The sequence below is a fragment of the Microbacterium maritypicum genome (genome assembly GCF_008868125.1).
Lineage (GTDB): Bacteria > Actinomycetota > Actinomycetes > Actinomycetales > Microbacteriaceae > Microbacterium > Microbacterium maritypicum.
The window spans coordinates 1,384,679-1,409,616 of the sequence record NZ_WAAQ01000001.1; the positions used below are offsets into that span (position 1 = coordinate 1,384,679).

Consider the following 24,938-nt stretch of genomic DNA (forward strand, 5'->3'; position numbering starts at 1 on the left):
CCGTGCGGCCGCGTCGTCAGCAGACGATGCGGCCGTGGTTCATGATGTCGTCGTCAGGCGTGTCGCGGGTGACGAGGGACTTGAGCGCACCCGCAGCAAGCGCGAGCCTGCCCTTCGAGGGTTCCCAGAACTCCGTGACCTTCGGGGTCACCTTCAGAAGCGCGATGCCGGGAGTGTCGAGGCCGTCGGCGAACCAGATCTCCAGAGACGCGGCGTAGAGCTCCTCCATCTTCGCGCGGTCATGCACGACCTCTGCCGTTCCCGCGACGGACACGTAGCGCATCCCCTTCGCATCGCAGTAGGCGAGTCCGACGTCACGGTGCTTGCGCGCTTCATCGACCTTCTCGGTGTCTTCGGAGGTGAAGAACCAGATGTCGCCGGCATCGTCCATCTGCCGGGTCGACATCGGTCGACTCACGAGGTTGCCGTCGTCGTCGGTGGTGGTGAGCATCGTGATGTCGATGTCCTCCACGAGCTCGGCGACGCGGGCGAGGGCTTCGGGTCCTGTGATCTCGGTCATGGCATCAGCGTGCCGCCTGCCGTGGTGGTGGTCACGGGCATTGACACCGTGGCGGTGCCGTGACAGGGAGGTGCCGGCGTCTCGCAGCGACACCCCGGCGTTGCGGCCCGCGGTCGCACCGTCCCATGACACCCTGGTGACATGATCGACGAACCACTCCCCGAGGCCCTCAGCTCCGAGATCAACGCCGTGCTCGACGACGCGGGAGTGCACGCCGATCGACGATTGATCATGCGCATGCTGCGCACGGCGATCCTGCTCGGCGAGGACGGTGCCGATCGTCTCGACCTCAAGATCGCCTCGGCGGCTCTGGCTGAGATGCGCGATGCGTTCCGGCTGTTCGCGCCGTTCCGCGGAGTCCCCAAGGTGACCGTCTTCGGATCGGCCCGCACCCGGCATGACGATCCGCTCTACCTCACGGCTCGCGATGTGGCGGCGGCCCTGGCGGGCGACGGCTGGATGGTCGTCACGGGTGCCGGACCCGGCATCATGCAGGCGGCGTCGGAGGGAGCGGGCCCCGCTCTCTCGCTGGGCGTCTCCATCCGGCTGCCCTTCGAGGAGAAGCCGAACGGCTTCGTGACCGGTCAGGACCACGTCGTCGCGATGAAGTACTTCTTCACGCGCAAACTCATGCTGATCAAGGAATCGCTTGGATTCATCTGCCTTCCCGGCGGATTCGGCACTCTCGACGAGATGTTCGAGCTGCTCACCCTTCAGCAGACGGGGAAGGCCGAGCCGACCCCCATCGTTCTCCTCGACGAGCCCGGGGGCACCTTCTGGCAGGGTCTGCGCAGCTTCATCGACGATCACCTCGCTCCGACCGGGGTGATCTCGGAGGGTGACTTCGACCGCGTCGTGATCACGGATTCGGTGGAGGCGGCGCGCGCGGAGATCACCGGGTTCTGGCACAACTACGACTCGTTGCGGTGGGTGGGCGACGCCCTGGTGCTGCGCCTGAAGGCCGTGCCGACGGATGACGAGATCGAAACGCTCAACCAGCAGTTCGCCTCGATGCTCTCGACGGGCCGGATCGAGCGGACGGCTCCGCGGCAGCCCGAGGTCGCCGACGACGACAACCTCGACCTGCCGCGTCTGATCCTGCACCTGGATCAGCGGCAGGTGGGCAACCTGTTCCGGCTGATCGGAGCGATCAACGCGCTTCCGTCTGCTCCCGCGCGGTGATGCGGGCCGCGAAGTCCGTGAGGTCGACGGGGCGATGGAGGATGCGCTCCGCGGCCCGGTGCCCGGAGTAGAACGCCGCACCGACCGTTGCCGGTTCGTCGCCCCAGGTGGCCTCGCCGGCGAAGTGCAGTACCCCGTCGACGGGCCCTGCGAGCGCGTCGTGGTCGTGATGCGTGGAACCCAGTGCGAGGTGCGAGTAGGAGCCGTTCGAGAACTCGTCCTCACCCCAGCGGGTGACCCAGTGGGCGAGCGGCTCGCCCACGGCATCCGGGTAGAGGACCCGCAGTGCACTCACCGCGTCGGCGACGATCTCCGCATCGGGAAGCTCCTGCATACGGCGACCGAAGGGTCCGGCGGCGAAGGTCAGCAGTGTCGGGATGCCGCTGACGGCGGAGACGTCGTACCAGGAGTGCCAGTGCTCGCCGGCCTCGCCGAGGGCACGGATCACGTAGGTCCCCTCGTTCCAGAAGCGCTCGGGGAACTGGACGAACACCTTGTTGAAGACGCCCATCCCGAGCCGGGAGACGGGGCCTGCGACCGCGTCGGGCAGTGCCGGCTCGAACGCGATCGTCCCCGCCTTGAGCACCCCGAGGGGCACGGTCACGATCGCCCTGGCGGCCCGGTACTGCGTCTCGCCCGCGTGCACGACGACGCCGTCGCCCGACCGGCTCACCCGCGTCACGACCGTCTCCAGGCGCACATCGAGGCCGGAGCCGATGCGTCGGGGCAGCTCGTCATACCCGCGCGGGAAGATCACCTCGTCGCCCTCGATCGCGTCCTCGTCGAGGCCATGGGCGTCGAGGTCGCCGATCCAGGCCCCGCACTGCTCCTCGACCCGATGGCGGAAGAACTCGCGGATGTCGTCGATGCGCTCCGGCGCGAATCCCGACCGGTCGAGGGCACGCTCGGTCACATCCAGGTAGGTGTCGCCGGGGGAGGAGGCGGCGATCTCCTCCACGAGCAGACGATCGGCCATGTCGACGTCGGCGATCCACTGCGCGGTGGCCCCCTCGTCCATCGGATGCCCGTCGCCGTCGAAGTTCTCGATCGGGCGCCCGCCCACCTGGAAGCTCCCCACGGTGTATTCGATCGCCGGGATCCTCAGCGCGTGGACGAGGTTCCACAGAGGCGAGTCCTCGATCCCATGGATCCACGACGCGCCGAGGTCGACCGGGAATCCGGCGCCGCGGTCGGTGTGCATCCGACCGCCGATGCGGTCGCGTCCTTCCAGGACCACGACGCTCTGGCCCGCGTCGGCGAGCATCCGGGCGCTCGTGAGCCCCGACATCCCGGCGCCGATCACGATCGTGTCGAATGTGCTCACGTGCTCCTCCTCGAGCGGCTCGTGTATCCCGACGCCGCCGCCGCCGTGCGGGAGCCGGTGGGCACAGGGTATCGTGGTACGGATGTCGCGCGTGCGAACAGGCGCGACGAGAGCTGAATAGAGAGGCCGTCATGGACATCGAACTGAGTCTGCTGCGAGGGATCGAGAAGGAGAAGGCGATCCCCTTCGAAGAACTCGTCGCCATCATCGAGCAGGCGATCCTGACCGCGTACTCCAAGCACGTCGCCGCCGACGGCGTCACGCCCGAGGGCGTTCGCGTCGACCTCGACCGCAAGACCGGCCACGTCGCCGTGCTGCAGGTCGTCAAGGACGAAGAGGGCGCGATCATCGGCGAAGAGGACGCCACGCCGGACGATTTCGGGCGTATCGCGGCCTTCGCCGCCAAGCAGGTCATCAGCCAGCGTCTGCGCGACATCGCGGACGACGTCGTGCTCGGTGACTTCAAGGACAAAGAGGGCGACATCGTCGCCGGCGTGATCCAGCAGGGCCCGAACCCCCGCATGATCCACGTCGATCTCGGAGCCGTCGAGGCGATCCTGCCCCCCGAGGAGCAGGTGCCGGGCGAGGAGTACACCCACGGTTCACGCCTGCGCGTGTACGTCACGAGCGTCGCCAAGGGACTCAAGGGCCCGCAGATCACCGTCTCCCGCACCCACCCGGGGCTCGTGCGCAAGCTCTTCGCGCTCGAGGTGCCGGAGATCGCGGCGGGACTGGTCGAGATCGTCGCGCTCGCCCGCGAGGCCGGCCACCGCACGAAGATCGCGGTCAAGGCGAACGACCCGTCGATCAACGCCAAGGGCGCCTGCATCGGCGAGATGGGCCGTCGCGTGCGCGCCGTGACCGAGGAGCTCGCGGGGGAGAAGATCGACATCGTCGACTACGACGCCGATCTGCCGACCTTCGTCGCCCACGCCCTCTCGCCGGCGAAGGTCACGAGCTCCTTCGTGCTCGATGCCGGCACCAAGGCCGTCCGCGCCCTGGTGCCCGACTACCAGCTGTCGCTGGCGATCGGCAAGGAGGGTCAGAACGCGCGTCTGGCCGCCAAGCTCACCGGTGCGAAGATCGACATCCAGCCGGACAGCGTCCTCGACTGATCCCCTTCGGCCTTCCGCCGCGCCCGGGAACGGGCGAGGCGGGGTGAAACGCAGGTGTAAGATGGAACCCGTACGAACGTGCGTCGGTTGTCGCACGCGTGCTCCCCGCTCCGCCCTTCTTCGGGTGGTGGCCCAGAACGACACCCTCATCCCCGATGAGAGTGCTGTCCTGTCGGGGCGCGGCGCGTGGGTGCATCCGACACCTGATTGCATCCAGGCCGCTCTGCGGCGACGAGCTTTCGGACGAGCACTGCGTGTGACCACTCAGCTGGACACACGGACCTTCGAACAGCACCCACCAAGAAACAAAGGCTGAACAGCTATGGAAACAAAGTGAACGGCTCGAAATGAGACCCGTCCGCGACTAGTGGTCTGCCCTGTCTGGGTGGACCGACTCAGACAGGAGAATTGTGGCTGGTAAACCACGCGTACATGAGATCGCCGCCGAACTCGGCGTCGACAGCAAGATCGCACTTGCAAAGCTCAAGGAACTCGGCGAGTTCGTGAAGAGCCCGTCTTCGACCATCGAACCGCCGGTGGCGCGCAAGCTGCGCGCGGCGATCGAGGCCGACAGCTCGCTCAAGGGCGCAGCCCCCGCCGCTCCTGCGGCGAAGCCTGCCGCGGCATCCGCGACGAAGCCCGGTACGGGCTCCGCTGCCAAGCCGGCGCCGACCCCGGGTCCGAAGCCCGGTCCCAAGCCTGCCCCGGAGGCTCCGGCCCCCGCGGCGCCCGCGCCTGCCGCGCCCGCTCCTGCCCCCGCGGCAGAGGCTCCTGCGCCGGCAGCCCCGGAGGCACCCGCGCCCGCTGAAGGCGGCGCACCCACCCCCGGCGCTCCGCGTCCGGGCAACAACCCCTTCTCCTCTGCGCAGGGCATGGGCCAGCGTCCGGCCGGCCCCCGTCCGGGCAACAACCCCTTCGCGTCCGCACAGGGCATGGGCCAGCGTCCGACGCCTGGCAACATCCCCCGTCCGCAGGCTCCGCGTCCCGGCGCACCCCGTCCGGGTGCACCGCGTCCCGGCTCGCCTCGTCCCGGTGCCCCTCGTGGTGGCCAGGGCGGTCGTCCCGGTGCTCCGTTCCAGCAGCGTCCCGGCGGCCCCGGTCGCCCCGGCGGTGCTGGTGGACCCGGCGGTGCCGGTGGTCCCGGAGCACGTCCCGGTGGCGGCGGCGGCTTCGCCGGTCGTCCCGGCGGCGGTGGCGGTCGTGGCCGCGGCCCCGGCGGTGGTACCGCAGGTGCCTTCGGTAAGGGCGGCGGCAAGAGCAAGCAGCGCAAGTCGCGGCGGGCGAAGCGGCAAGAGTTCGAGATGCGGAGTGCTCCGGTCGTCGGTGGCGTCAACGTCACCCGCGGTAACGGAGAGATCATCCGCATGCGTCGCGGCGCATCGATCGCGGACTTCGCCGACAAGATCGAGACGCTGACCGGCTACACGGTGCAGCCCGGAACCCTCGTGACGATCCTCTTCAACCTCGGCGAGATGGCCACGGCCACCGAGTCGCTGGACGAGGCGACGTTCGAGGTCCTCGGTGCCGAGCTCGGCTACAAGATCCAGATGGTCTCGCCCGAGGACGAGGACAAGGAGCTCCTCGAGGGCTTCGGTCTCGACCTCGAGGCCGAGCTGGAAGCCGAGAGCGAAGACGACCTCGAGATCCGTCCCCCGGTCGTCACCGTCATGGGTCACGTCGACCACGGTAAGACGCGACTGCTCGACGCGATCCGTCAGACCAACGTCATCGAGGGTGAAGCCGGCGGCATCACCCAGCACATCGGTGCCTACCAGGTCTGGACCGAGCACGAGGGCATCGAGCGCGCCATCACGTTCATCGACACCCCGGGTCACGAGGCGTTCACCGCCATGCGTGCCCGTGGTGCGCAGGTCACCGACCTCGCGATCCTCGTGGTCGCAGCCGACGACGGCATCATGCCGCAGACGGTCGAGGCGCTGAACCACGCGCAGGCGGCGAACGTGCCGATCGTGGTCGCGGTGAACAAGGTCGACAAGCCCGACGCCAACCCCTCGAAGGTGCGTCAGCAGCTGACCGAGTACGGCCTGGTCGCCGAGGAGTTCGGTGGCGACGTCATGTTCGTCGACGTGTCCGCTCGTGCCGGCACCGGTATCCAGGAACTGCTGGATGCCGTGTTGCTCACCGCCGACGCTGGTCTCGACCTCACCGCCAACCCGAACAAGGGTGCTCGCGGTGTCGCCATCGAGGCGAAGCTCGACAAGGGCCGCGGTTCGGTCGCCACGGTGCTGATCCAGTCCGGAACGCTCCGGATCGGTGACGCGATCGTCGCAGGCACCGCCTATGGCCGCGTGCGTGCCATGGCGGACGAGAACGGCGAGCAGGTCCTCGAGGCCTACCCGTCGCGTCCGGTGCAGGTGCAGGGTCTGAACTCGGTGCCCCGTGCCGGTGACGTCTTCATCGTCACCGAGGAAGACCGCATGGCCCGCCAGATCGCTGAGAAGCGTGAAGCAGTCGAGCGCAACGCCCAGCTGGCCAAGGCCCGCAAGCGCATCTCGCTCGAGGACTTCACCCGTGCTCTCGAAGACGGCAAGGTCGAGTCGCTCAACCTCATCATCAAGGGTGACGTCTCCGGTGCCGTCGAGGCCCTGGAGGAGTCGCTGCTCAAGATCGAGGTCGATGATTCGGTGCAGCTGCGCATCATTCACCGCGGTGTCGGTGCGATCACCGAGTCCGACGTGAACCTGGCGACGATCGACAACGCGATCATCGTGGGCTTCAACGTGCGCCCCGACACGAAGGCGCGCGAGCGTGCCGCCCGTGAAGGCGTGGACATCCGCTTCTACTCCGTCATCTACAACGCGATCGACGAGATCGAGAGCTCGCTCAAGGGCATGCTCAAGCCGGAGTACGAAGAGATCCAGTCGGGTGTGGCCGAGATCCGCGAGGTGTTCCGCTCCTCGAAGTTCGGCAACATCGCCGGTGTCATCGTGCGATCGGGAACGATCACGCGCAACGCCAAGGCCCGCGTCATCCGCGACGGCGTCGTGCTGGCCGATGGCCTTGCCATCGAGTCGCTGCGTCGCTTCAAGGACGATGTCACCGAGGTCCGTACGGACTACGAGGCCGGTATCGGACTCGGAAAGTACAACGACATCCAGATCGGTGATGAGATCGAGACGACCGAGCTCGTCGAGAAGCCTCGCGGCTGATCAATTCGAAACACCTTCGGGCGTCTCCCTCTCCTGCTCCTTCCGGAGCACGGAGACGGGGGACGCCCTGAGGGTTCCTGGACAGGGAGAGAACAATGGCAGGCGAAAGACAGGCCCGTCTCGCGGATCGAATCCGCGTGATCCTCGCCGAACGGCTGGAGAAGGGGCTGCGCGATCCGCGCCTCGGCTTCGTCACCATCACCGACGTCCGCGTGAGCGGCGACCTCCAGCACGCATCGGTGTTCTACACGGTGCTGGGCACGGAGGAGGAGCGCATCTCCAGCGGTGCGGCGCTCACCTCGGCGACCGGAATGCTGCGCAGCGAGGTCGGACGGCAGCTGAGCACCAGGCTCGTGCCGACCCTCGAGTTCATTCCCGACGCGCTTCCGGAGAACGCCGACCACATCGGCGCGCTGCTGCGTGAAGCGCAGCAGCGTGATGCCGACGTCGCCAAGCTCGCGTCCTCGGCTTCCCACGCCGGCGACGCCGACCCGTACCGTACCGACGACGACGCGGAGTAAGCGCCGTTTGATACGCTCGGCTTCGCGGGACGGCGTCCCGCGAAGCTGAGGGGGATCGGCATCGAGGGTGCGAACACGTCTGGGGGGCCGTTTATCGCGCCCGCTGCCGTCGGGCTCCTCCTGGAGGAGCTGCTCGAGCAGGATCTCGGTTGCGCGCCCCACGTGCTCGCTCGCCTCGCCGATGATCTGGACGCGGACGCGGCGACGATCCGTGAGGTCGTCCAGCGGTTGACGCCGGATCAACGACACGGTCTGCGCCCGGCGCCGACGCCCCTGCCGCTGGTGCCTGCGATCGCGCAGAGGTTCGAGGGAGTGGCATTCGACGAACGCGATCGCAGGCTGCTTCTCGCACTCGCCGTGTGCCTGGACGATGCTCTCGATCCGATTCTCGAATTCGACGGGCGCTCGGCGGCCGAGGTCACCTCCGCCCGCGTCGGTGCCCACCTCGCCGTGCACGCCGGTCGGATGCGCTTCATCGACGCCCGACTGGCGATCTGGCTGCGGGCGGCCACCAGTGCGGCAGAGACGGCGGCGGTGCACGGGCGACTGAGCGCGGTCTTCCGCCGTCGCGGCGAACGAGTGAGCGCGGACTGGCATCGGGCGCGGGCGTCGCTCGAGGCAGAGCCGACCGCCGCGCCGGAACTCACCCTCATCGCCAGGGAGCTCAGCGAGGCGGGGTACCCGGATCGTGCGTTGCTGCTCGCCAGGGAGGCCTGCGAGCATGCGGTGGGCGAAGACCAGGACGAGGCGCGCCTCGTCGCCGGCGCGTCGGCGGTGGGCGCCGGGTTCGCTGCGGAGGCGGCCGCGTGGCTGGGGGCCCTGTACCCGCACGGCACCGAGCGATACCGGTTGGCAGGTCTGGGGGCGCTGATCGTCGCCCAGACCGTCGTGCAGGGTGCTGTTCCCGAGGTCGATCCGACGTCGCTGCGGCCGGAGACATCTGACGCGGACGACTGGCATCACTGGACCAGGGCGGCCGCCCTCGCCGCGATACTCTGCGCCGAACGCGGCGACCGTCGCGGTATGCGCACGTGGCTCGACGCGCTCCGCGACGGCGCATCCCGGATCGGTTCCGAGCATGAGCTGAGGGATCCCGTGGTGGCGCTGAGCTGGCTCCTCGTGGGGGACCGCGACATCGAAGAAGTCGCGGGGTCCGGCCCGGTGAGCGGCGGGATGCTGCGCACGCTGCGCGCCGCCGTGGAGGGGGACGTCGATCTGGCGCTGCGTCTCATCGCGACCGACGAATCTGCGTTGTCCGGCGAGCCCGACCCGTTCGTGCCGGGATACGAGCACAGCCCGGTCGTTCAGGCGTATCGCGCCGTCGTCGAGGTACTGCTGCTCGTGTGGCGGGGTGACATCGGTGTCGCGCGGGACCGGCTGATCCAGGCGGCGCTCTCCCTTCCGATCGCGGTGCCGTTCGCCGGATTGGGAGTGGTGCTCGCCAGACGCCTCGATCTGGCGGTGCTCGGCGAGCTGGGACCCTTCGCCCGGTCACTCACCGTCGCCCTGCCCGGGGGAGCGAAGATCGACCTCCTCGTGGACCGCGGCATCCAGTCATTCCTCGCCGGCTCGTTCGACGATGCCGCCGCCACGGTTCGGCTGTGGTCCGACCTCGGTGGGCCGCAGACCACGATGGCGGTACCGGGTTTGGACGAGTTGGCCTTCATCTCTGCCGGTCGCACCACGACGGAGGCGTCCATCGAGCCTCCGGAGATCGCGCTCGCCCAGCACCTGCGGGTCCGTGTCGCGACGGCAGGCGACGGGCGGTGGCGTGCCGAGAGCGATGAGGTCCGCGACATCGCACGCACGTTGACCTCGCCGTTCGCCAGGGCGCGAGTGGAGACGATGCTCGGAACACAGCATGCGATTCGCGACGATCACTCCTCGGCGAGGATCCACCTCCAGTACGCCGAACGGCTGTTCGAGCTCTCGGGTGCGACGGCGTGGGCGAGGGCGGTGCGCGGCAGACTGGATCGGCTCGATGCGAGAGAGGGGAGCATCGTCTCCTCGGTCGGCGCTCTCTCCGCGTGCCGCGCGGCCTGGTCGCCTCAGCTCACGGCGCGCGAGCTGGAGGTGGCGATGCGCGCGGTCGGCGGTGCGGCGAACCGCGAGATCAGCGAAGCCTTGAACGTCTCCGTCCGCACCGTCGAAGTCCACCTCGGCCGGGTCTTCACCAAGCTCGGCGTGCGGAGCCGGGTCGAGCTGACTGTGCTCGCCCACCGCACAGAGCAGCACCTCTGAGCCGTCGCGCCTGAGCCGGTCGTCGTCACCGCGGCAGGAACAGAGAGACCCCATCGGCTTCGGCGAGTCCGTCGGCGATGAGCGAGTCGATAGCCCGATCACGCTGCCCGGGATCGGGCCAGTCCGGCAGGACGGCGTCGAGCGGGACGGCGTCTGGGTCGATGTTCCGCAGCAGCTTCAGCACCGCGCCGCGGGCCTGTCGGTCGGACCCCTCGTATGCGGCCTGGCGTCGGCGCTCATCACCCGTGTCCGGTCTCCCGGCGGCCAGCCATGCGCAGCTGCCGGCGAGAGGGCACAGCTCGCACCGCGGCGCCCGGGACGTGCACACCGTGGCGCCGAGCTCCATCGCTGCGGCATTGAACACCGCAGCTTCGGCGACATCGTCCGGCAGCAGGTCGGCCATCAGGTCGAGGTCCCGGCGCGAAGGGGGTCCCGGCTGCGCCCTGCCCTCGACGGCGCGCGCGAGCACCCGTCGGGTATTCGTGTCGACCACGGGATGCCGGTCGCCGTAGGCGAACACCGCGACGGCGCGAGCGGTGTAGTCACCGATACCGGAAAGGGCCAGCAGGGCGTCCACTTCTCGCGGAACGATCCCCCCGTGCCGCTCGGTGATCTCGACCGCGGCACGGTGCAACCACAGCGCGCGCCGGGGATATCCCAGGTTCGCCCACTGCTGCACGACGTCCGCTGTCGATGCGGTGGCCATCTCCGAGGGCGTCGGCCACCGCTCCAACCACGCCTCGAGGTGAGGGATGACTCTCGTCACGGGCGTCTGCTGCAACATGAACTCGCTCACCAGGACGCCCCAGGCGCCGAACTCGTCATGGAAGGAAGGTCGACGCCACGGCAGGTCGCGAGCGGTCGCTCGATACCACGTCGGCAGGGGCGACATCAGCTCGAGAGAGGCCGGTGTGAGAGGCACCCGTCCAGCCTATGCGAGCGGATCGACGGCCAGGAGAGGGGAGCCACCGGGCATCCGCACGCGCAGATCCCGCTCGCGCGCTCGGTAGGCTGGGGGGATGGTCTCGCCCGGCATCCTCCTCGTCGACAAGCCCGCAGGGCTGACCAGTCACGACGTCGTCGCCCGCACGCGACGCGCGTTCGGCACCCGCAAGGTGGGGCACGCCGGAACACTCGACCCGATGGCGACCGGACTGCTGGTGATCGGCATCGAGGGCGCGACCAGGCTCCTGACCTACATCGTCGGTGCGGACAAGACCTACGTGACGACGATCCGTCTCGGCCAGACGACGGGCACGGACGATGCGGAAGGGGAGATCCTCACCACGGCCCCGCCCGAAGCGTGGGACGCGGTGACCGATGAGGCGGTGTCGGCAGGCATCACGCAGCTCACGGGTGAGATTTCCCAGGTTCCCAGCGCCGTCTCGGCGATCAAGGTGGACGGTCGTCGCGCTTATGAGCGCGTGCGCGCCGGCGAAGAGGTCGTGCTCGCCGCACGCGATGTCGTCGTGTCGCGCTTCGACCTCCTCGCAACCAGGCGAGGTGACGGCCATCTCGATCTCGACGTCGTCGTCGACTGCTCGTCCGGAACATACATCCGCTCCCTCGCCCGCGATCTCGGGGCCTCGCTCGGCGTCGGCGGTCACCTCACCGCGCTGCGCCGCACGCGGGTCGGTCCGTTCGATGTGTCCGATGCGGTCGGTCTCGACGCGCTGGAGGGCGCCGCGACTCTGACCCCGGGTGAGGCGGCCGGCCGGATCCTCCCCGTGCTGGAGATGTCCGGTGACGAGGCACGCGACCTCCGTCACGGCAAGCGGCTGAGCGGCCAGGCCGCGCGCCTCGAAGAGACGATCGGTGCAGCGATCGACCCGGAGGGGCTCCTGATCGGCATCGTCGAGAAGCGCGGTGCCGACCTCAAGAGCGCCATGAACATGCCGGAGGGCGACCGATGATCCTGTGGCTCACGATTGCGCAGATCGTCATCGCCATCGCCGCCGGCATCTTCTGTCTCGTCGCGGGTCTGATCGGCAGACGGCCGAGCGACTTCAGCGTCGGCGCCCTCGCCCTCGTCGAGGTGCTGCTCATCGTGCAGGTGATCGTCGCCATCGTTGCGCCGCTGACCGGGAACCCTCCGACCGGAGACCTGCTCGAGTACTGGGTCTACCTGGTCTCCGCGGTGCTTCTGCCCGTCGGCGCGGTGCTGTGGGCGCTCATGGAGCGCAGTCGCTGGAGCACGGTGATCCTCGGGGTGGCGGCGCTCGCGATCGCGGTGATGCTGTGGCGTATGCAGGTCATCTGGTCCGTCCAGATCGCGTGACGCGGCGGGTCGGAGCGCAGACCCGACCTCTTCTGCGGCTCTAGGATGGAATGCGCTATGAGCTCCACCGCCCCCTCCTCTCGGATGACCGGAATCGGTCGCGTCCTCGTGATCGTCTATGCCGTGATGGCGCTGGCCGCGACCGGACGCAGCTTCGTGCAGATCGTCCGTCGCTTCGACGAGGCGCCGCTGGCGTACGCGCTCTCCGCACTCGCCGCCGTCGTGTACATCCTCGCCACACTCGCCCTCGTCCTGGCCCGCCGCCGCGGCTGGTACTCGGTCGCTTGGGTCGCGATCGTCTTCGAGCTCACCGGCGTCCTCGTGGTGGGGGTGCTGAGCCTTCTGATGCCCGACCTGTTCCAGCATGAGACCGTGTGGTCGCTGTTCGGGCGCGGTTACCTGTTCATTCCGCTGGTCCTGCCCCTTTTCGGCATCTGGTGGCTGCGCACGCACCGCCCGGCCGACGTCGTGCGTCCGGTCGAGGTCGGCGCGTGATCGTCTTCCGCAGCCCGGAAGAGGTGCCGGACGACTTCGGACCGAGTGCGGTCGCGATCGGCAAGTTCGACGGCGTCCATGCCGGCCACCGAGCCGTGATCGAGCGCCTCGAGGAAGCGGCTGCAGCGACGGGCAGCCGGTCGGTCGCCGTCACGTTCGACCGCAACCCGCTGGCCGTGATCCGCCCCGACCGCTGCCCGGAGAACGTCGTCACGGTCGAGCGCAAGCTCGACCTCCTGGGCGAGCTCGGGCTCGACGCCACTCTGGTGCTCACGTTCGACGAGGAACTCGCCGCCCGCAGCGCTGAGGACTTCGTCGTCGACATCCTCGTCGGAGCCCTTCGGGTCTCCACGGTCCTCGTCGGGCAGGACTTCCGGTTCGGCGCTCGGGGAGCCGGCACCCCCGAGCTTCTGCGCGAGCTCGGTCCTCGTCACGGCTTCTCGGTCGAGGTCATCGACGACGTGTACCTCCCCGGCTCCACGCGACGCGTGTCGTCGAGCTGGATCCGCGAGCTGCTGATGGAGGGCGACGTCGCTGCGGCGACGACCGTGCTCGGACGCCATCCCGATGTGCGCGGAGTCGTCGTGCACGGACTCAAGCGCGGGCGGGAACTCGGGTTCCCCACGGCGAACCTCTCGACCATCGTCGATGCGTTCGTGCCGGCGGACGGCGTGTACGCGGGATGGCTCGTCGACCACGACACCGGGATCCGGCATCCGTCGGCGATCTCCGTCGGGACCAATCCCACCTTCGACGACGTCCTCGTGCGACAGGTCGAGGCTCACGTGCTGGGAGAGACGGGTCTCGACCTCTACGGGCACGACGTCACGGTCGAGTTCGTGGAGCGGCTGCGGGGCATGGTGGCCTTCGAGGGCATCGACAAGCTGATGGTGCAGATGGGTGCCGATGTCACGGATGCGGCGCGGGCTCTCGGGCTCTCGTCCTAGCCGAGAGCTGATCGCCGGTTCGACCGTGCGGGATGGACGGCTCGGCGTGGGCGATCTCCGCTGAGCGAGCGAGATGGCATAGAATGATCATCGGCTCCCGCCGAACTTCGCGACTCTCGCGTTCCCCGGCGGGAAGAAGATCCACTGTTCGTACGGTCCTGGCTCACGCCACACGCGGACAACGAGAACGGCTCATGGTTTCCTGGGGAAGCCGGAGCCTTCACGCTCAGGAGGAGCATGCCGACTACGGCAACCGCCGCCACGCGGCGCAAGAAGACGTCCCGTCGCGACGATGAGGCACCCCTCATCCCGATCCTCGCGCGCAAGGTGCGCGAGATCGAGGCGAAGTCGCAGCGAGGGAAGCTCGGTCCCACGAATCGAGTGAAGTTCCAGGTGATCGCCTTCCTGGTGCGCGAAGAGCGCGCCAGGGTGAAGGCGGATGCCGAGATCGGCGATCCCGCCCGCGCCGAGTTGCTGAAGCGGCTCGACGGCGTGGCCACGATCCTCGCGAAGACGGCCGCCCGTGACACCTCACTGATCCAGCTCCTGGAAGCCGACCAGGCGACATCGCCGGTGGCTAAGCGCATGCGCCGGGACTGGCTGCTCGAATCCGGAGCCGAACTCGCCCCGGAGGAGCTCATCATCGCCGACGCCGCACCGGTGCAGATCTCCGCGATCCCGGCGGCGATCGCGGAGCGCCAGGTCACTCCGCCGTCCGTCGAGGCGCGACAGTTGGCCAACCCCTTCCTCGCTCCCGACCTGACGCCGCGTTCGACGGCCACGCCGCGCCGCCGTCTCGACGGCTGGGAGCTCATGGGTCCGCTGTACAAGGCTTTCGAGACCGGGGCCGGTGGGTCCGCCGCGTCGATGGATCTGCCGCCGGCGCCGGAATTCGACCACATCTCGCCCAAGGGCCTCGAGGTCATGGTGCATCAGTCCCGGTTCCTCGAGGCCGTCAAGGCCGGACACCGCAGCTTCCTCCTCGCCGACGAGCCCGGTCTCGGCAAGACCGCGCAGTCGGTTCTCGCCGCTTCCGTCGCGGGTGCATATCCGCTGCTGGTGGTCGTGCCCAACGTCGTGAAGATGAACTGGGCGCGCGAGGTCGAGCGCTGGACGCCCCAGCGCCGGGCGACGGTGATCCAGGGCGACGGCGATGACATCGACGCGTTCGCCGACGTGTTCATCGTGAACTACGAGATCCTCGACCGGCACATGTCGTGGCTCGCCTCCATCGGCCTGCGCGGGATGGTCGTCGACGAGGCGCACTTCATCAAGAACCTCTCCTCGCAGCGGTCGCAGAACGTGCTGTCGCTGGCCGCCCAGGTGCGCGAGCGCACTCCGGGGCACGATCCTCTGATGCTCGCCCTCACCGGTACGCCGCTCATCAACGACGTCGAGGACTTCGACGCGATCTGGCGCTTCCTCGGCTGGACCACCGGTGAGAAGCCGGGTCCTGAGCTCATGGAGAAGCTCGACGCCACAGGGTTCACCCCGGCAGACAAGGCGTTCTATCCCGAGGCCCGCGATGCGGTGATCTCCATGGGGATCGTCCGTCGCAAGAAGAAGGACGTCGCCGCCGATCTCCCGGACAAGCTGATCGCCGATCTGCCGGTGCAGCTCGACGACGAGTTCGGGCGCAGCATCCGCCAGGCCGAGCGCGAGCTGGGGGAGCGGCTCGCCGCTCGCTACCGCCGTATCATCGAGGCTCGCGGAGACCGTGGGCTCGCGTCGGGAGAGATCGACGAGGACATCGTGCGGCTGGTCGCCCAGAACGAGCTCGAGGAGTCCAAGGCCGCCGGCACCGGGGGAGACAACGTCTTCACCATGGTCCGTCGCATCGGTCAGGCCAAGGCGCCGCTGGCTGCCGACTATGCCGCTCAGCTGCAGCGCTCGGTCGGCAAGGTCGTTTTCTTCGCGAAGCACATCGACGTCATGGACCAGGCCGAGGCGCACTTCGCCGCGGCAGGCATCCGCTCGGTGTCGATCCGTGGCGACCAGACCTCCACGGTCCGGCAGCAGGCCATCGACGACTTCAACGGCGACCCCGAGGTCGGCATCGCGGTCTGCTCGCTCACCGCGGCAGGCGTCGGGCTCAACCTGCAGGCCGCGTCTAACGTCGTGCTCGCCGAGCTGTCGTGGACGGCCGCCGAGCAGACGCAGGCCATCGACCGTGTGCACCGCATCGGCCAGGGCGAGCCGGTCACCGCGTGGCGGATCATCGCCGCGCACACGATCGACACGAAGATCGCGGAGCTGATCGATCAGAAGCAGGGGCTCGCGGCGCGCGCTCTCGACGGTGAAGCGGTCGAGGAGTCGGCCGCAGAGCCGGTGCAGCTGGCGGCACTCATGCACCTGCTGCGACAGGCGCTGGGCGGAGCATAGGCGTCAAGAATCACCGTTCTTAACGTCGGATCCGGTGTGAGAACACTCGAGACCGGGAAGTTCGACGATATCGGTGAATCAGGTCGTCAAGATCGACGTTTTTCGCCGCTCCCGAATGGCGCCCGAGCGTGCCGGGGCGCTAGTGTCGATCGAAGGCAGCGTCGCCTGTTCCCCCATCTCCCGAACGTCTGAAGGCACCAGCATGAAGATCGGCATCCTGACGAGCGGCGGCGACTGCCCCGGCCTCAACGCGGTCATCCGCGGCATCGTGCTCAAGGGCACGACCTCATACGACCTCGAGTTCGTCGGCATCCGCGACGGATGGCGGGGCCTGGTCGACGGTGACTTCATGCCGCTGACCCGACACGAGGTGAAGGGGCTGTCGAAGGTCGGCGGCACGATCCTCGGCACCAGCCGCACGAACCCGTACGAGGGCGAGCGTGGGGGAGCCGACAACATCGCCAAGACCCTCTACGGGCACAAGATCGACGGCATCATCGCGATCGGTGGTGAGGGCACGCTCGCCGCAGCGGACCGTCTCGCCAAGGACGGCATCAAGGTCATCGGGGTCCCTAAGACGATCGACAACGACCTGCAGGCGACCGACTACTCGTTCGGCTTCGACACCGCGGTGAACATCGCCACGGATGCGATGGATCGACTGCGTACGACCGGCGACTCGCACCAGCGCTGCATGGTCGCAGAGGTCATGGGCCGTCACGTCGGCTGGATCGCACTGCACGCCGGAATGGCTGCCGGCGCACACGTCGTCTGCATCCCCGAGGTGCCGATGTCGATCGACGAGATCACGGAGCTGGTGACCAGCGCGCATGATCGCGGTCGCGCGCCTCTGGTCGTCGTCTCCGAGGGGTTCAAGCTCCTCGGAATGGACGAGGCCTACAGCGACAAGGGCCTCGACGCCTTCAACCGCCCCCGCCTCGGCGGCATCGGCGACCTGCTCGCGCCCGAGATCGAGCGCATCACCGGCATCGAGACGCGGGCGACGATCCTCGGTCACATCCAGCGCGGCGGATCGCCCTCGGCGTTCGACCGCGTGCTCGCGACACGACTCGGTCTGCACGCTGCCGACGCGATCGTCGACGGCGCCTGGGGCCAGATGGTCGCCATGCAGGGCACGGATATCGTCCGGGTGCCGTTCGCCGACGCACTGGGCGAACTGAACACGGTCCCGCGCTACCGCTACGACGAGGCGGCGGCGCTCTTCGGCTGAGCCGCCTGAGGCTGAGTCCGCCCTTCGCGGACGAGCTCAGCCTCAGCGATTCACTCCTCGGCGAGGCCGAGAGTGTCCAGCAGCCAGGCGAGTTCGAACGCCCGCTCCTTCCAGGAGTTGTAGCGCCCGCTCACCCCACCGTGTCCGGCGACCATCTCGCACTTGAGGAGCACGTCCTTCGCCCCGGCCTCGCGCAGGCGTGCGACCCACTTCGCGGGCTCCACATAGAGCACCCGCGTGTCGTTCAGGGACGTCACGGCGAGGATCCGCGGATAGCCCACGCCGTCGCGGACGTTCTCGTAGGGGCTGTAAGACTTCATGTAGGCGTAGACGTCTGGGTCATGGAGCGGGTCGCCCCACTCGTCCCATTCGATGACGGTCAGCGGCAACGACGGATCGAGGATCGTCGTCAGGGCGTCCACGAACGGCACGCCGGCGAGGATGCCGGCGAAGAGCTCGGGCGCGAGGTTCGTCACCGCGCCCATCAGCAGGCCGCCGGCGCTGCCGCCCTCGGCCACCATCCGACTCGGCGTGGTCACACCCGACTCGACCAGGTGCTCGCCGCAGGAGACGAAGTCCGTGAACGTGTTGCGCTTGTGCAGGAGCTTGCCGTCCTCGTACCACTGCCGGCCCATCTCGCCGCCTCCGCGCACGTGCGCGACCGCGAAGATCACACCCCTGTCGAGTTCGGAAAGGCGTGCCACGGAGAAGCCGGGATCGATCGAGTGCTCGTACGATCCGTAGCCGTACAGGTGCACCGGACGCGGCTCGACGCCGGGCTCGCCGAACGAGCGCTTCCACACGAGCGAGATCGGCACGCGCACGCCGTCTGATGCGGTCGCCCACTCGCGTCGCTGGCCGTAGTCGGCGGGGTCGTAGCCCCCCAGCACCGGCACCTGCTTGCGCAGCACCAGCTCCCGGGTCGCGAGGTCGAGGTCGTACACGGTCCCCGGCGTCACGAACGAGGTGTAGCCCAGACGCAGGAACGGCGAGTGCCATTCGGGATTCCCGCTCACGCCAGCCGAGTAGAGCGGTTCGTCGAACACCAGCTCATCGACCGCATCCGTGGCGTAGTCGAGCAGACCGACGCGCTCGAGTCCCTCGCTGCGGTACTCCACGGTGGCGAAGTCGCGGAACGCATCGACACCGAGGAGTCGTCTGCCCTGCTCATGCGCGAGCACCACGTGTCGCTCGCCCTGCGGCTGGGACGCTGACACCGAGACGAGCTCGAAGTCGAGCGCTCCGTCGTTGTGCAGCACGAGCAGGCGATCCTCGCCGTCTACGACCGCATGCTCGACCGAGTACTCCACGCCTTCGCGACGCGGCCACACGAGCTGCGGCTCCGCGGTCAGCTCGCCCGTCAGATCGACGAGGTACTCCTCGCTCGTGATGCTCGAACCGACCGCGATGACCAGATACCGGCGGCTACGGGTGATCCCGGCACCGAGCCAGAACTTCTCATCCGGCTCGTGGAAGAGCTTCACGTCGTCGGTGACGGGCGTGCCGAGGCGGTGCAGCCACAAAGTGTCGGGCCTCCACGCCTCGTCGCGGGTCGTGTAGATCACACCCCGACCGTCTGGTGTGAAGAAAGCGCCGCCCGTGTTCGGGATCTCGTCGTCGAGCGTGGTGCCGGTGGTGAGGTCGCGCACGTGCACGGTGTACAGCTCGTCACCTTCGAAGTCGGTGGACCACAGCAGCTTCGTGGCGTCGTCGGACGTGTCGAACGCTCCGAGCGAGAAGAACTCGTGCCCCTCCGCCTCGATGTTGCCGTCGAGGAGCACGACCTCGCCGGGAACCGGGACACCGGGCTCGAGGCGCGGAGGAGTCCAGTCGTCGGGCTCGGCGGCGGCGCGGCAATGGATGCCGTACTGCGCGCCCTCCTCGGTGCGGCTGTAGTACCACCAGTGGCCGCGGCGGGTGGGAACGGAGAGGTCCGTCTCCTGCACGCGGCCCTTGATCTCTTCGAAGAGCCGCTCGCGCAGAGCAGCGAGGTGTGCCGTCTCGGCATCCGTGTGGGCGTTCTCGGCCTCGAGGTGGGACACGACCTCCGCGGACTCCTTTGCGCGGAGCCATTCGTACGGATCGTCGAAGGTGTCACCGTGGTGGGTGCGGAGGGAGGAGCGGCGGTCGGCGGTAGGAGCGTCAGTCACCGTCTCACGCTATCCCAGGTCGAGTTGACCGGCACGGGGGAGGGTGGGAGGATCTACCGGGGCCGGTTAACGGAAGTCAAACCCACGGTGAACTCTTCGTTCATCACGTCGATCACGTCGACATCTCCTTCTTCCTCAAACGACCGAAAGCGAACGGTGGAAACCGCAGCCCTCATCGTCGTGCTTGTCATCGCGCTGGCACTCTTCTTCGACTTCACCAACGGCTTTCACGATACGGCGAACGCCATGGCGACGCCGATCGCCACCGGCGCGCTGAAGCCCAAGACAGCCGTCCTCCTCGCCGCCGTTCTCAACCTCGTCGGCGCCTTCCTGTCGACCGAGGTCTCCAAGACCATCTCCGGCGGGATCATCCGTGAGGATGCGATCATCGAGGCCGGGGCGGATCTGTTCCTGTCGTTGATCTTCGCCGGTCTGATCGGTGCGATCACCTGGAACATGCTCACGTGGCTTCTCGGTCTTCCCTCGAGCTCGTCGCACGCGCTCTTCGGTGGACTCATCGGCGCCACCCTCGTCGGCGCAGGCATCGGCGGCATCGACTTCGGCATGGTGCTCTCCAAGATCGTGCTCCCCGCGCTGATCGCTCCGGTCACGGCAGGCCTGATCGCCTTCGCCGCGACGAAGATCGCCTACTCGATCACCCGTCGCTACGACGGAAAGCCCGACGGTCGCGACGGATTCCGGTGGGGGCAGATCTTCACCTCCTCGCTGGTCGCGCTGGCTCACGGCACCAACGACGCCCAGAAGACGATGGGTGTGATCACCCTCGCGATGATCACGATCGGCTGGCAGTCCGGCGCTCACCACGAGCCCGAGCTGTGGGTCATCATCGCGTGTGCGTTCACGATCGCGCTCGGCACCTACCTGGGCGGCTGGCGCATCATCCGCACCCTCGGCAAGGGCCTGACCGACGTCAAGCCCGCACAGGGCTTCGCGGCGGAGAGCTCGACAGCCGCCACCATTCTCGCCTCCAGCGCCCTCGGATTCGCACTCTCGACCACGCAGGTCGCCTCCGGATCGGTCATCGGATCCGGCCTCGGTCGCCGCGGGTCCACGGTGCGCTGGCGGACCGCCGGCCGCATCGGCATCGGCTGGCTGCTGACGCTTCCCGCCGCCGGTGGAGTGGGAGCGCTCGCTGCGCTGCTCGTGGTCTGGCTGGGCAACTGGGGCGTCGCGATCGACGCCGTGATCGCGGTCCTGATCATCCTCGGTCTGTACATGCGCTCGCGTCGCAACGCCGTCACGCCCGCCAACGCGATGAGTGATGTCGCCGAGTCCGGCATGGCCATCGAGCTTCCCGACACGCCCCCGCCGACGCGTCGTCAACAGCGCATCGAGCAGGCCAAGGCTGAGGCCAGGGCCCGTGCCGAGGCCAGGGAGAAGGCGAAGGCGCAGGCGAAGAAGGATGCCGCGGCCAAGGCCAAGAAGAAGGCTGAGGCCAAGGCGGGCGCCGGTGCGTCCAAGTCTGCGGCATCGAAGAAGAAGGCAGATGCCGATCGGAACGGGGAGTCCGCATGAACGTCGTGATCGACTGGTTCGCGTTCCTCCAGGTTTTCGCGGCAGCCCTCATCGGCGCCGCGGCCATCGTCACGTTCTACGCGCTGGGTCTGCGTCTGCTCGTGCGCAGCGGTCGGGCTCCGGTGGTGAGCCCGGCGGAGTTCACGGACGCCATCACGGTGATCACCGAGAAGGAGCTCAAGCGCGCCGAGAAGCAGGCGGCGAAGGCCGCGCGCAAGAGTCCGTTGACCGAGGGGCAGAAGTCGCTGGCCCTCGTCGGGGCCTACGGCTGCTTCGCGCTCTGCGCCGCCGCAGTGGTGAGCGGCATCCTGCTCCTCGTCATCGGTCACTGACGACGGCGGAACGGGGGCCCGGTGCGGGGGCCGGTGCGGCCATAGGCTGATGTCATGTCCGCAGGAACCGGCACTCCCTACGTCTTCGGCAGGCACGAGCCCGCGTCGCACGTGCTCATCCACGTCAGCGACCCGCATTTCCTCGCCGGGGGAGTGCGGCTGGGCGGACGCTACGACGTCGAGGAGAACTTCGCCCGCACATTGGAGGCGATCCGCGCGGTGCATCCGCACCCCACGGCCATCGTCGTCACGGGGGACTTGGCCGACCTGGGGGAGCCCGACGCCTATCGTCGTCTTCGGGCCGCGGTCGAGCCGGTGGCCGAGGAGCTGCGGGCCCCGGTCATCTGGGTGGCAGGCAACCATGATGAGCGGCCGGCTCTGCGAGAGGGCCTGCTGGATCTGACGCCGACCGAGGAGCCGGTGACCGGTGTCTGGAACCTCGACGGCCTCCGACTCATCGCGCTGGACACCAGTGTCCCGGGGTGGCATCACGGAGATCTCGACGACGGTCAGCTCGCCTGGCTGGCGGAGGTGCTCGCCGAGCCCGCCCCGCACGGGACGCTGCTGGCGATGCATCATCCGCCGATCCCGAGCCATCTGCCGCTGTTCGACATCCTGGAGCTGCGGCATCAGGACGAGCTCGCAGACATCGTGCGGGGGAGCGATGTGCGCGGCATCCTCGCCGGGCATCTGCACTATTCCTCTCACGGCCTTTTCGCCGGGGTTCCCGTGAGCGTCGCCTCGGCGACGTGCTACACGATGAACGTCGCGCGTCCGTCGGCCGAGGTCAACGGCATGGACGCCGCGCAGGCCTTCCAGATCGTCCACGTCTACCCCGACACGATCACGCACACCGTGGTCCCGGTGACCGAGGCCCCGACCGGCGACTACTTCTCCGAGGTCTGGCTGGAGCGCATGGCGAAGCTCAGCACGGAAGGGCGGCTCGAGGCCTTCTCCCGCAAACCCGGACGCTGAGCGGCGTAGACTGGGGGCATCCCCCACCCTTCTCACCCGCCACGACCCACGAGGATGTGACATGGCTTCTGCCGCGCCTACCCCGACCCGCACCGAGACCGATTCGCTCGGGAGCATGGAGATTCCCGTCGACGCGTACTGGGGGATCCACACCGCCCGCGCCGACGCGAACTTCCCGATCACGAAGCGACCCATCTCGGTGTATCCCGACCTGGTGGTCGGCCTCGCGATGGTCAAGCAGGCCAGCGCCCGCGCGAACCGCGAGATCGGAGTGCTCGACCCCGAGCGCGCTGACCTGATCGATCGTGCCGCGCAGCGAGTGATCGACGGCGAGTTCCACGAGCAGTTCACGGTCGGTGTCATCCAGGGCGGCGCCGGCACCTCGACCAACATGAACGCGAACGAGGTCATCACCAACATCGCGCTCGAGATGGCCGGCCGCGAGAAGGGCGACTACGCCTTCCTGTCGCCGATCGATCACACCAACCGCAGCCAGTCCACCAACGACGTGTACCCGACGGCAGTGAAGATCGGCCTCTCGCTGACGCTGCGCTCGCTGCTCGAAGAGCTCGACCTGCTGCGGCTGTCGTTCCTGGGCAAGTCGCGCGAGTTCCACGACGTTCTGAAGGTCGGGCGCACCCAGCTGCAGGACGCCGTGCCCATGACGCTGGGCCAGGAGTTCAACGGCTTCGCCACGACGCTCGGCTACGACCACACGCGCCTCACCGAGAACGCCTCGCTGATGTTCGAGATCAACATGGGCGCCACGGCTATCGGCACCGGCATCACGACCCACCCCGGTTACGCGCCCGCTGTGCTCAAGCACCTGCGTGAGATCACCGAACTCGACCTGCGCACCGCCGGCGACCTCGTCGAGGCCACCAGCGACACCGGATCGTTCATGTCGTTCTCCTCGACGCTCAAGCGCAACGCGATGAAGCTGTCGAAGATCTGCAACGACCTCCGGCTGCTCTCGTCGGGCCCCCAGGCGGGCTTCGGCGAGATCAACCTCCCCGCCATGCAGGCGGGCTCCAGCATCATGCCCGGCAAGGTCAACCCGGTCATCCCCGAGGTCGTGAACCAGGTGGCGTTCGCCGTGGCCGGTGCCGACATGACGGTGACGATGGCGGCGGAAGCCGGGCAGCTGCAGCTGAACGCCTTCGAGCCGGTGATCGCGCACTCGATCTTCCAGTCGATCACCTGGATGCGTCAGGCCATGTGGACCCTGCGCGTGAACTGCGTCGACGGCATTACCGCCAACCGCGACCGCCTGGGGGCGATGGTGGGAGCCTCGGTCGGTGTCATCACCGCACTGACGCCCTTCATCGGCTACGCAGCAGCGGCAGCCCTGGCGAAGACCGCGCTGTTGACCAACCGCAGTGTCGCCGATCTGGTGGTGGAAGCCGGTCTGATGTCCCGCGAAGAGGTCGTCAAGCAGCTCTCGCCCGCACGCCTGTCCGGGCTCGAGACCATCACGGCGGCGATCCCGGTGATCGCGTCGGAGGACCTGATCGAGATCTGATCACGCGGATACGAAGAGAGGGACGGATGCTCCGGCATCCGTCCCTCTCTCCGTGCCGGTGAGGTCAGTCGGTGATCCGGCAGTGGGTGGTGAGCTCACCGATGCCGTCGATGCCGACCGTGACGGTGGAGTGGTCGCGGAGGAAGATCTGCGGGTCGCGCGAGTAGCCGGCACCTCCGGGGCTGCCGGTCGAGATGAGCGTGCCGGGGAGCAGGGTGAGCGACTGCGAGAGGTGCGTGATCAGCTTCGCCACCGAGCGCACCATCTGGTCGGTGCTCGCATCCTGCACGGTGTGACCGTCGACGACGGTCCAGATGTGGAGGTCCTGCGGGTCGGCGATCTCGTCCGCGGTCACGGCGAAGGGTCCGGTCGGGGTGAAGCCGTCGAACGACTTGCAGCGGGACCACTGCGCCTCGGAGAACTGGATGTTCCTCGCGGTGATGTCGTTGACCACCGTGTATCCCCAGACGTGCGACAGTGCGTCGGCTTCGGCGACGTCCTTCGCGGGCGAGCCGATGAGCACGCCGAGCTCGGCCTCGTAGTCGACGGCTTCGCTGAGAGCGCGCGGCCACGACGTGGTCTGCTCGTGTCCGGTGAGCGAGTTCGGCCAGAGCGTGAACACCGTGGGTGCGGCATCCGTCTTCAGGCCCAGCTCGCTGGAATGCGCGGCGTAGTTGAGGCCGACGGCCAGCACGGCCGGGGGAGCGAGCACGGCCGAGGCGAACGCCCAGCCGTCGAGAGGGTGCCGCCGGGCGGAACCGGTCGCCAGCGCTGCGCGCAGGGCCTCGAGCGCGTCGTCTCCTCCCTCGATCAGCTGCTGCAGCGTGGCAGGAGGGTCGTTCAGGAGGTCAGAGACGAGGATGGCGTCCGAGCCCTCGACCACGGCGAGAACCGCGAGAGGGGAGTCAGGACGGCGCAGGTGAGCGAACCGCATGCTTCTACGCTACCGGGTGGCTGGTGGTCGCCGGGTGGAGGGCGTCGCCATATCCGGGCGGTCTGCGTTGTGCCCATAAGCTT

General features: G+C 68.4%; 21 protein-coding genes. 16 read left to right on the forward strand and 5 right to left on the reverse strand.

Annotated features, from left to right (window positions below):
- Positions 1–16: 16 nt before the first annotated feature.
- On the reverse strand, positions 17–520 hold the full coding sequence (locus F6W70_RS06685; RefSeq protein WP_151486220.1) for a pyridoxamine 5'-phosphate oxidase family protein: 504 nt from the start codon (positions 518–520) through the stop codon (positions 17–19).
- 141 nt (positions 521–661) lie between these two features.
- On the opposite strand from F6W70_RS06685, the gene F6W70_RS06690 reads away from it, so the two are divergent.
- Positions 662–1,702: an LOG family protein gene (locus F6W70_RS06690; RefSeq protein WP_055868809.1), complete on the forward strand. Its 1,041-nt coding sequence runs from the start codon at positions 662–664 to the stop codon at positions 1,700–1,702.
- Here F6W70_RS06690 and F6W70_RS06695 read toward each other — a convergent pair.
- Positions 1,671–3,026: a flavin monoamine oxidase family protein gene (locus tag F6W70_RS06695; RefSeq protein ID WP_151486221.1), complete on the reverse strand. Its 1,356-nt coding sequence runs from the start codon at positions 3,024–3,026 to the stop codon at positions 1,671–1,673. The genes F6W70_RS06690 and F6W70_RS06695 overlap by 32 nt on opposite strands.
- 131 nt (positions 3,027–3,157) lie before the next feature.
- On the opposite strand from F6W70_RS06695, the gene nusA reads away from it, so the two are divergent.
- From nusA to F6W70_RS06720, 5 genes are all read left to right on the forward strand, one after another.
- Positions 3,158–4,141 carry a transcription termination factor NusA gene (gene nusA / locus F6W70_RS06700; RefSeq protein ID WP_055868799.1) on the forward strand — a complete coding sequence of 328 codons (984 nt, stop codon included), beginning with the start codon at positions 3,158–3,160 and terminating at the stop codon, positions 4,139–4,141.
- A gap of 61 nt (positions 4,142–4,202) precedes the next feature.
- Positions 4,203–4,457, forward strand: coding sequence for a YlxR family protein (locus tag F6W70_RS06705; protein ID WP_151486222.1), 255 nt, complete (start codon positions 4,203–4,205; stop codon positions 4,455–4,457).
- A 94-nt stretch (positions 4,458–4,551) separates the two neighbouring features.
- A complete protein-coding gene (gene infB, locus F6W70_RS06710; protein ID WP_151486223.1) occupies positions 4,552–7,311 on the forward strand; it encodes a translation initiation factor IF-2 in 2,760 nt (919 codons plus the stop codon).
- Positions 7,312–7,406: 95 nt separating this feature from the next.
- Positions 7,407–7,832 (forward strand): 30S ribosome-binding factor RbfA, encoded by a 426-nt coding sequence (gene rbfA / locus F6W70_RS06715; protein ID WP_021199404.1) that lies wholly within the window; start codon positions 7,407–7,409, stop codon positions 7,830–7,832.
- A gap of 162 nt (positions 7,833–7,994) precedes the next feature.
- On the forward strand, positions 7,995–10,073 hold the full coding sequence (locus F6W70_RS06720) for a helix-turn-helix transcriptional regulator (RefSeq protein WP_151486224.1): 2,079 nt from the start codon (positions 7,995–7,997) through the stop codon (positions 10,071–10,073).
- A 25-nt stretch (positions 10,074–10,098) separates the two neighbouring features.
- On the opposite strand, the gene F6W70_RS06725 is transcribed toward F6W70_RS06720, so the two are convergent.
- A complete protein-coding gene (locus tag F6W70_RS06725; protein WP_055868794.1) occupies positions 10,099–10,965 on the reverse strand; it encodes an iron-sulfur binding domain-containing protein in 867 nt (288 codons plus the stop codon).
- A 127-nt stretch (positions 10,966–11,092) separates the two neighbouring features.
- On the opposite strand from F6W70_RS06725, the gene truB reads away from it, so the two are divergent.
- The 6 genes from truB to F6W70_RS06755 all read left to right on the forward strand — a co-directional run bounded on the left by truB (position 11,093) and on the right by F6W70_RS06755 (position 17,406).
- Positions 11,093–11,986, forward strand: coding sequence for a tRNA pseudouridine(55) synthase TruB (gene truB, locus F6W70_RS06730; RefSeq protein WP_151486225.1), 894 nt, complete (start codon positions 11,093–11,095; stop codon positions 11,984–11,986).
- The gene (locus F6W70_RS06735; RefSeq protein WP_151486226.1) at positions 11,983–12,351 is read left to right on the forward strand and encodes a hypothetical protein; all 369 of its coding nucleotides are present in this window, start codon (positions 11,983–11,985) and stop codon (positions 12,349–12,351) included. Before truB ends, F6W70_RS06735 begins: the two co-directional genes overlap by 4 nt.
- 57 nt (positions 12,352–12,408) lie before the next feature.
- Complete coding sequence (locus tag F6W70_RS06740; protein ID WP_373695298.1) at positions 12,409–12,846, forward strand: hypothetical protein; 438 nt, start codon at positions 12,409–12,411, stop codon at positions 12,844–12,846.
- Positions 12,843–13,793 carry a bifunctional riboflavin kinase/FAD synthetase gene (locus F6W70_RS06745; protein WP_055868787.1) on the forward strand — a complete coding sequence of 317 codons (951 nt, stop codon included), beginning with the start codon at positions 12,843–12,845 and terminating at the stop codon, positions 13,791–13,793. Before F6W70_RS06740 ends, F6W70_RS06745 begins: the two co-directional genes overlap by 4 nt.
- Positions 13,794–14,030: 237 nt before the next feature.
- Complete coding sequence (locus F6W70_RS06750) at positions 14,031–16,175, forward strand: DEAD/DEAH box helicase (RefSeq protein ID WP_055868785.1); 2,145 nt, start codon at positions 14,031–14,033, stop codon at positions 16,173–16,175.
- A 202-nt stretch (positions 16,176–16,377) separates the two neighbouring features.
- Positions 16,378–17,406 carry a 6-phosphofructokinase gene (locus F6W70_RS06755; protein WP_017830949.1) on the forward strand — a complete coding sequence of 343 codons (1,029 nt, stop codon included), beginning with the start codon at positions 16,378–16,380 and terminating at the stop codon, positions 17,404–17,406.
- Between the two features lie 50 nt (positions 17,407–17,456).
- Here F6W70_RS06755 and F6W70_RS06760 read toward each other — a convergent pair whose 3' ends face one another.
- Positions 17,457–19,556 (reverse strand): S9 family peptidase, encoded by a 2,100-nt coding sequence (locus F6W70_RS06760; RefSeq protein ID WP_151486227.1) that lies wholly within the window; start codon positions 19,554–19,556, stop codon positions 17,457–17,459.
- A 156-nt stretch (positions 19,557–19,712) separates the two neighbouring features.
- On the opposite strand from F6W70_RS06760, the gene F6W70_RS06765 reads away from it, so the two are divergent.
- The 4 genes from F6W70_RS06765 (at position 19,713) to F6W70_RS06780 (ending at position 23,921) form a co-directional block, all read left to right on the forward strand.
- Positions 19,713–21,092, forward strand: coding sequence for an inorganic phosphate transporter (locus tag F6W70_RS06765; RefSeq protein WP_017830947.1), 1,380 nt, complete (start codon positions 19,713–19,715; stop codon positions 21,090–21,092).
- Positions 21,089–21,424 carry a hypothetical protein gene (locus tag F6W70_RS06770; protein ID WP_017830946.1) on the forward strand — a complete coding sequence of 112 codons (336 nt, stop codon included), beginning with the start codon at positions 21,089–21,091 and terminating at the stop codon, positions 21,422–21,424. Before F6W70_RS06765 ends, F6W70_RS06770 begins: the two co-directional genes overlap by 4 nt.
- A gap of 54 nt (positions 21,425–21,478) precedes the next feature.
- The gene (locus F6W70_RS06775) at positions 21,479–22,399 is read left to right on the forward strand and encodes a phosphodiesterase (protein WP_151486228.1); all 921 of its coding nucleotides are present in this window, start codon (positions 21,479–21,481) and stop codon (positions 22,397–22,399) included.
- A 61-nt stretch (positions 22,400–22,460) separates the two neighbouring features.
- The gene (locus F6W70_RS06780; RefSeq protein ID WP_055868778.1) at positions 22,461–23,921 is read left to right on the forward strand and encodes an aspartate ammonia-lyase; all 1,461 of its coding nucleotides are present in this window, start codon (positions 22,461–22,463) and stop codon (positions 23,919–23,921) included.
- A gap of 64 nt (positions 23,922–23,985) precedes the next feature.
- Here F6W70_RS06780 and F6W70_RS06785 read toward each other — a convergent pair whose 3' ends face one another.
- Positions 23,986–24,855, reverse strand: a complete 870-nt coding sequence (locus tag F6W70_RS06785; protein WP_055868776.1) for a fumarylacetoacetate hydrolase family protein — start codon at positions 24,853–24,855, stop codon at positions 23,986–23,988.
- Positions 24,856–24,938 lie beyond the last annotated feature (83 nt).

Coding starts and splice junctions, on each gene's coding strand:
- F6W70_RS06685 (WP_151486220.1), bottom strand. CDS start 520: ATGACCGAGATCACAGGACCCGAAGCCCTCGCCCGCGTCGCCGAGCTC.
- F6W70_RS06690 (WP_055868809.1), top strand. CDS start 662: ATGATCGACGAACCACTCCCCGAGGCCCTCAGCTCCGAGATCAACGCC.
- nusA (WP_055868799.1), top strand. CDS start 3,158: ATGGACATCGAACTGAGTCTGCTGCGAGGGATCGAGAAGGAGAAGGCG.
- F6W70_RS06705 (WP_151486222.1), top strand. CDS start 4,203: ATGGAACCCGTACGAACGTGCGTCGGTTGTCGCACGCGTGCTCCCCGC.
- rbfA (WP_021199404.1), top strand. CDS start 7,407: ATGGCAGGCGAAAGACAGGCCCGTCTCGCGGATCGAATCCGCGTGATC.
- F6W70_RS06725 (WP_055868794.1), bottom strand. CDS start 10,965: ATGTCGCCCCTGCCGACGTGGTATCGAGCGACCGCTCGCGACCTGCCG.
- truB (WP_151486225.1), top strand. CDS start 11,093: ATGGTCTCGCCCGGCATCCTCCTCGTCGACAAGCCCGCAGGGCTGACC.
- F6W70_RS06735 (WP_151486226.1), top strand. CDS start 11,983: ATGATCCTGTGGCTCACGATTGCGCAGATCGTCATCGCCATCGCCGCC.
- F6W70_RS06740 (WP_373695298.1), top strand. CDS start 12,409: ATGAGCTCCACCGCCCCCTCCTCTCGGATGACCGGAATCGGTCGCGTC.
- F6W70_RS06750 (WP_055868785.1), top strand. CDS start 14,031: ATGCCGACTACGGCAACCGCCGCCACGCGGCGCAAGAAGACGTCCCGT.
- F6W70_RS06755 (WP_017830949.1), top strand. CDS start 16,378: ATGAAGATCGGCATCCTGACGAGCGGCGGCGACTGCCCCGGCCTCAAC.
- F6W70_RS06770 (WP_017830946.1), top strand. CDS start 21,089: ATGAACGTCGTGATCGACTGGTTCGCGTTCCTCCAGGTTTTCGCGGCA.
- F6W70_RS06775 (WP_151486228.1), top strand. CDS start 21,479: ATGTCCGCAGGAACCGGCACTCCCTACGTCTTCGGCAGGCACGAGCCC.
- F6W70_RS06780 (WP_055868778.1), top strand. CDS start 22,461: ATGGCTTCTGCCGCGCCTACCCCGACCCGCACCGAGACCGATTCGCTC.
- F6W70_RS06785 (WP_055868776.1), bottom strand. CDS start 24,855: ATGCGGTTCGCTCACCTGCGCCGTCCTGACTCCCCTCTCGCGGTTCTC.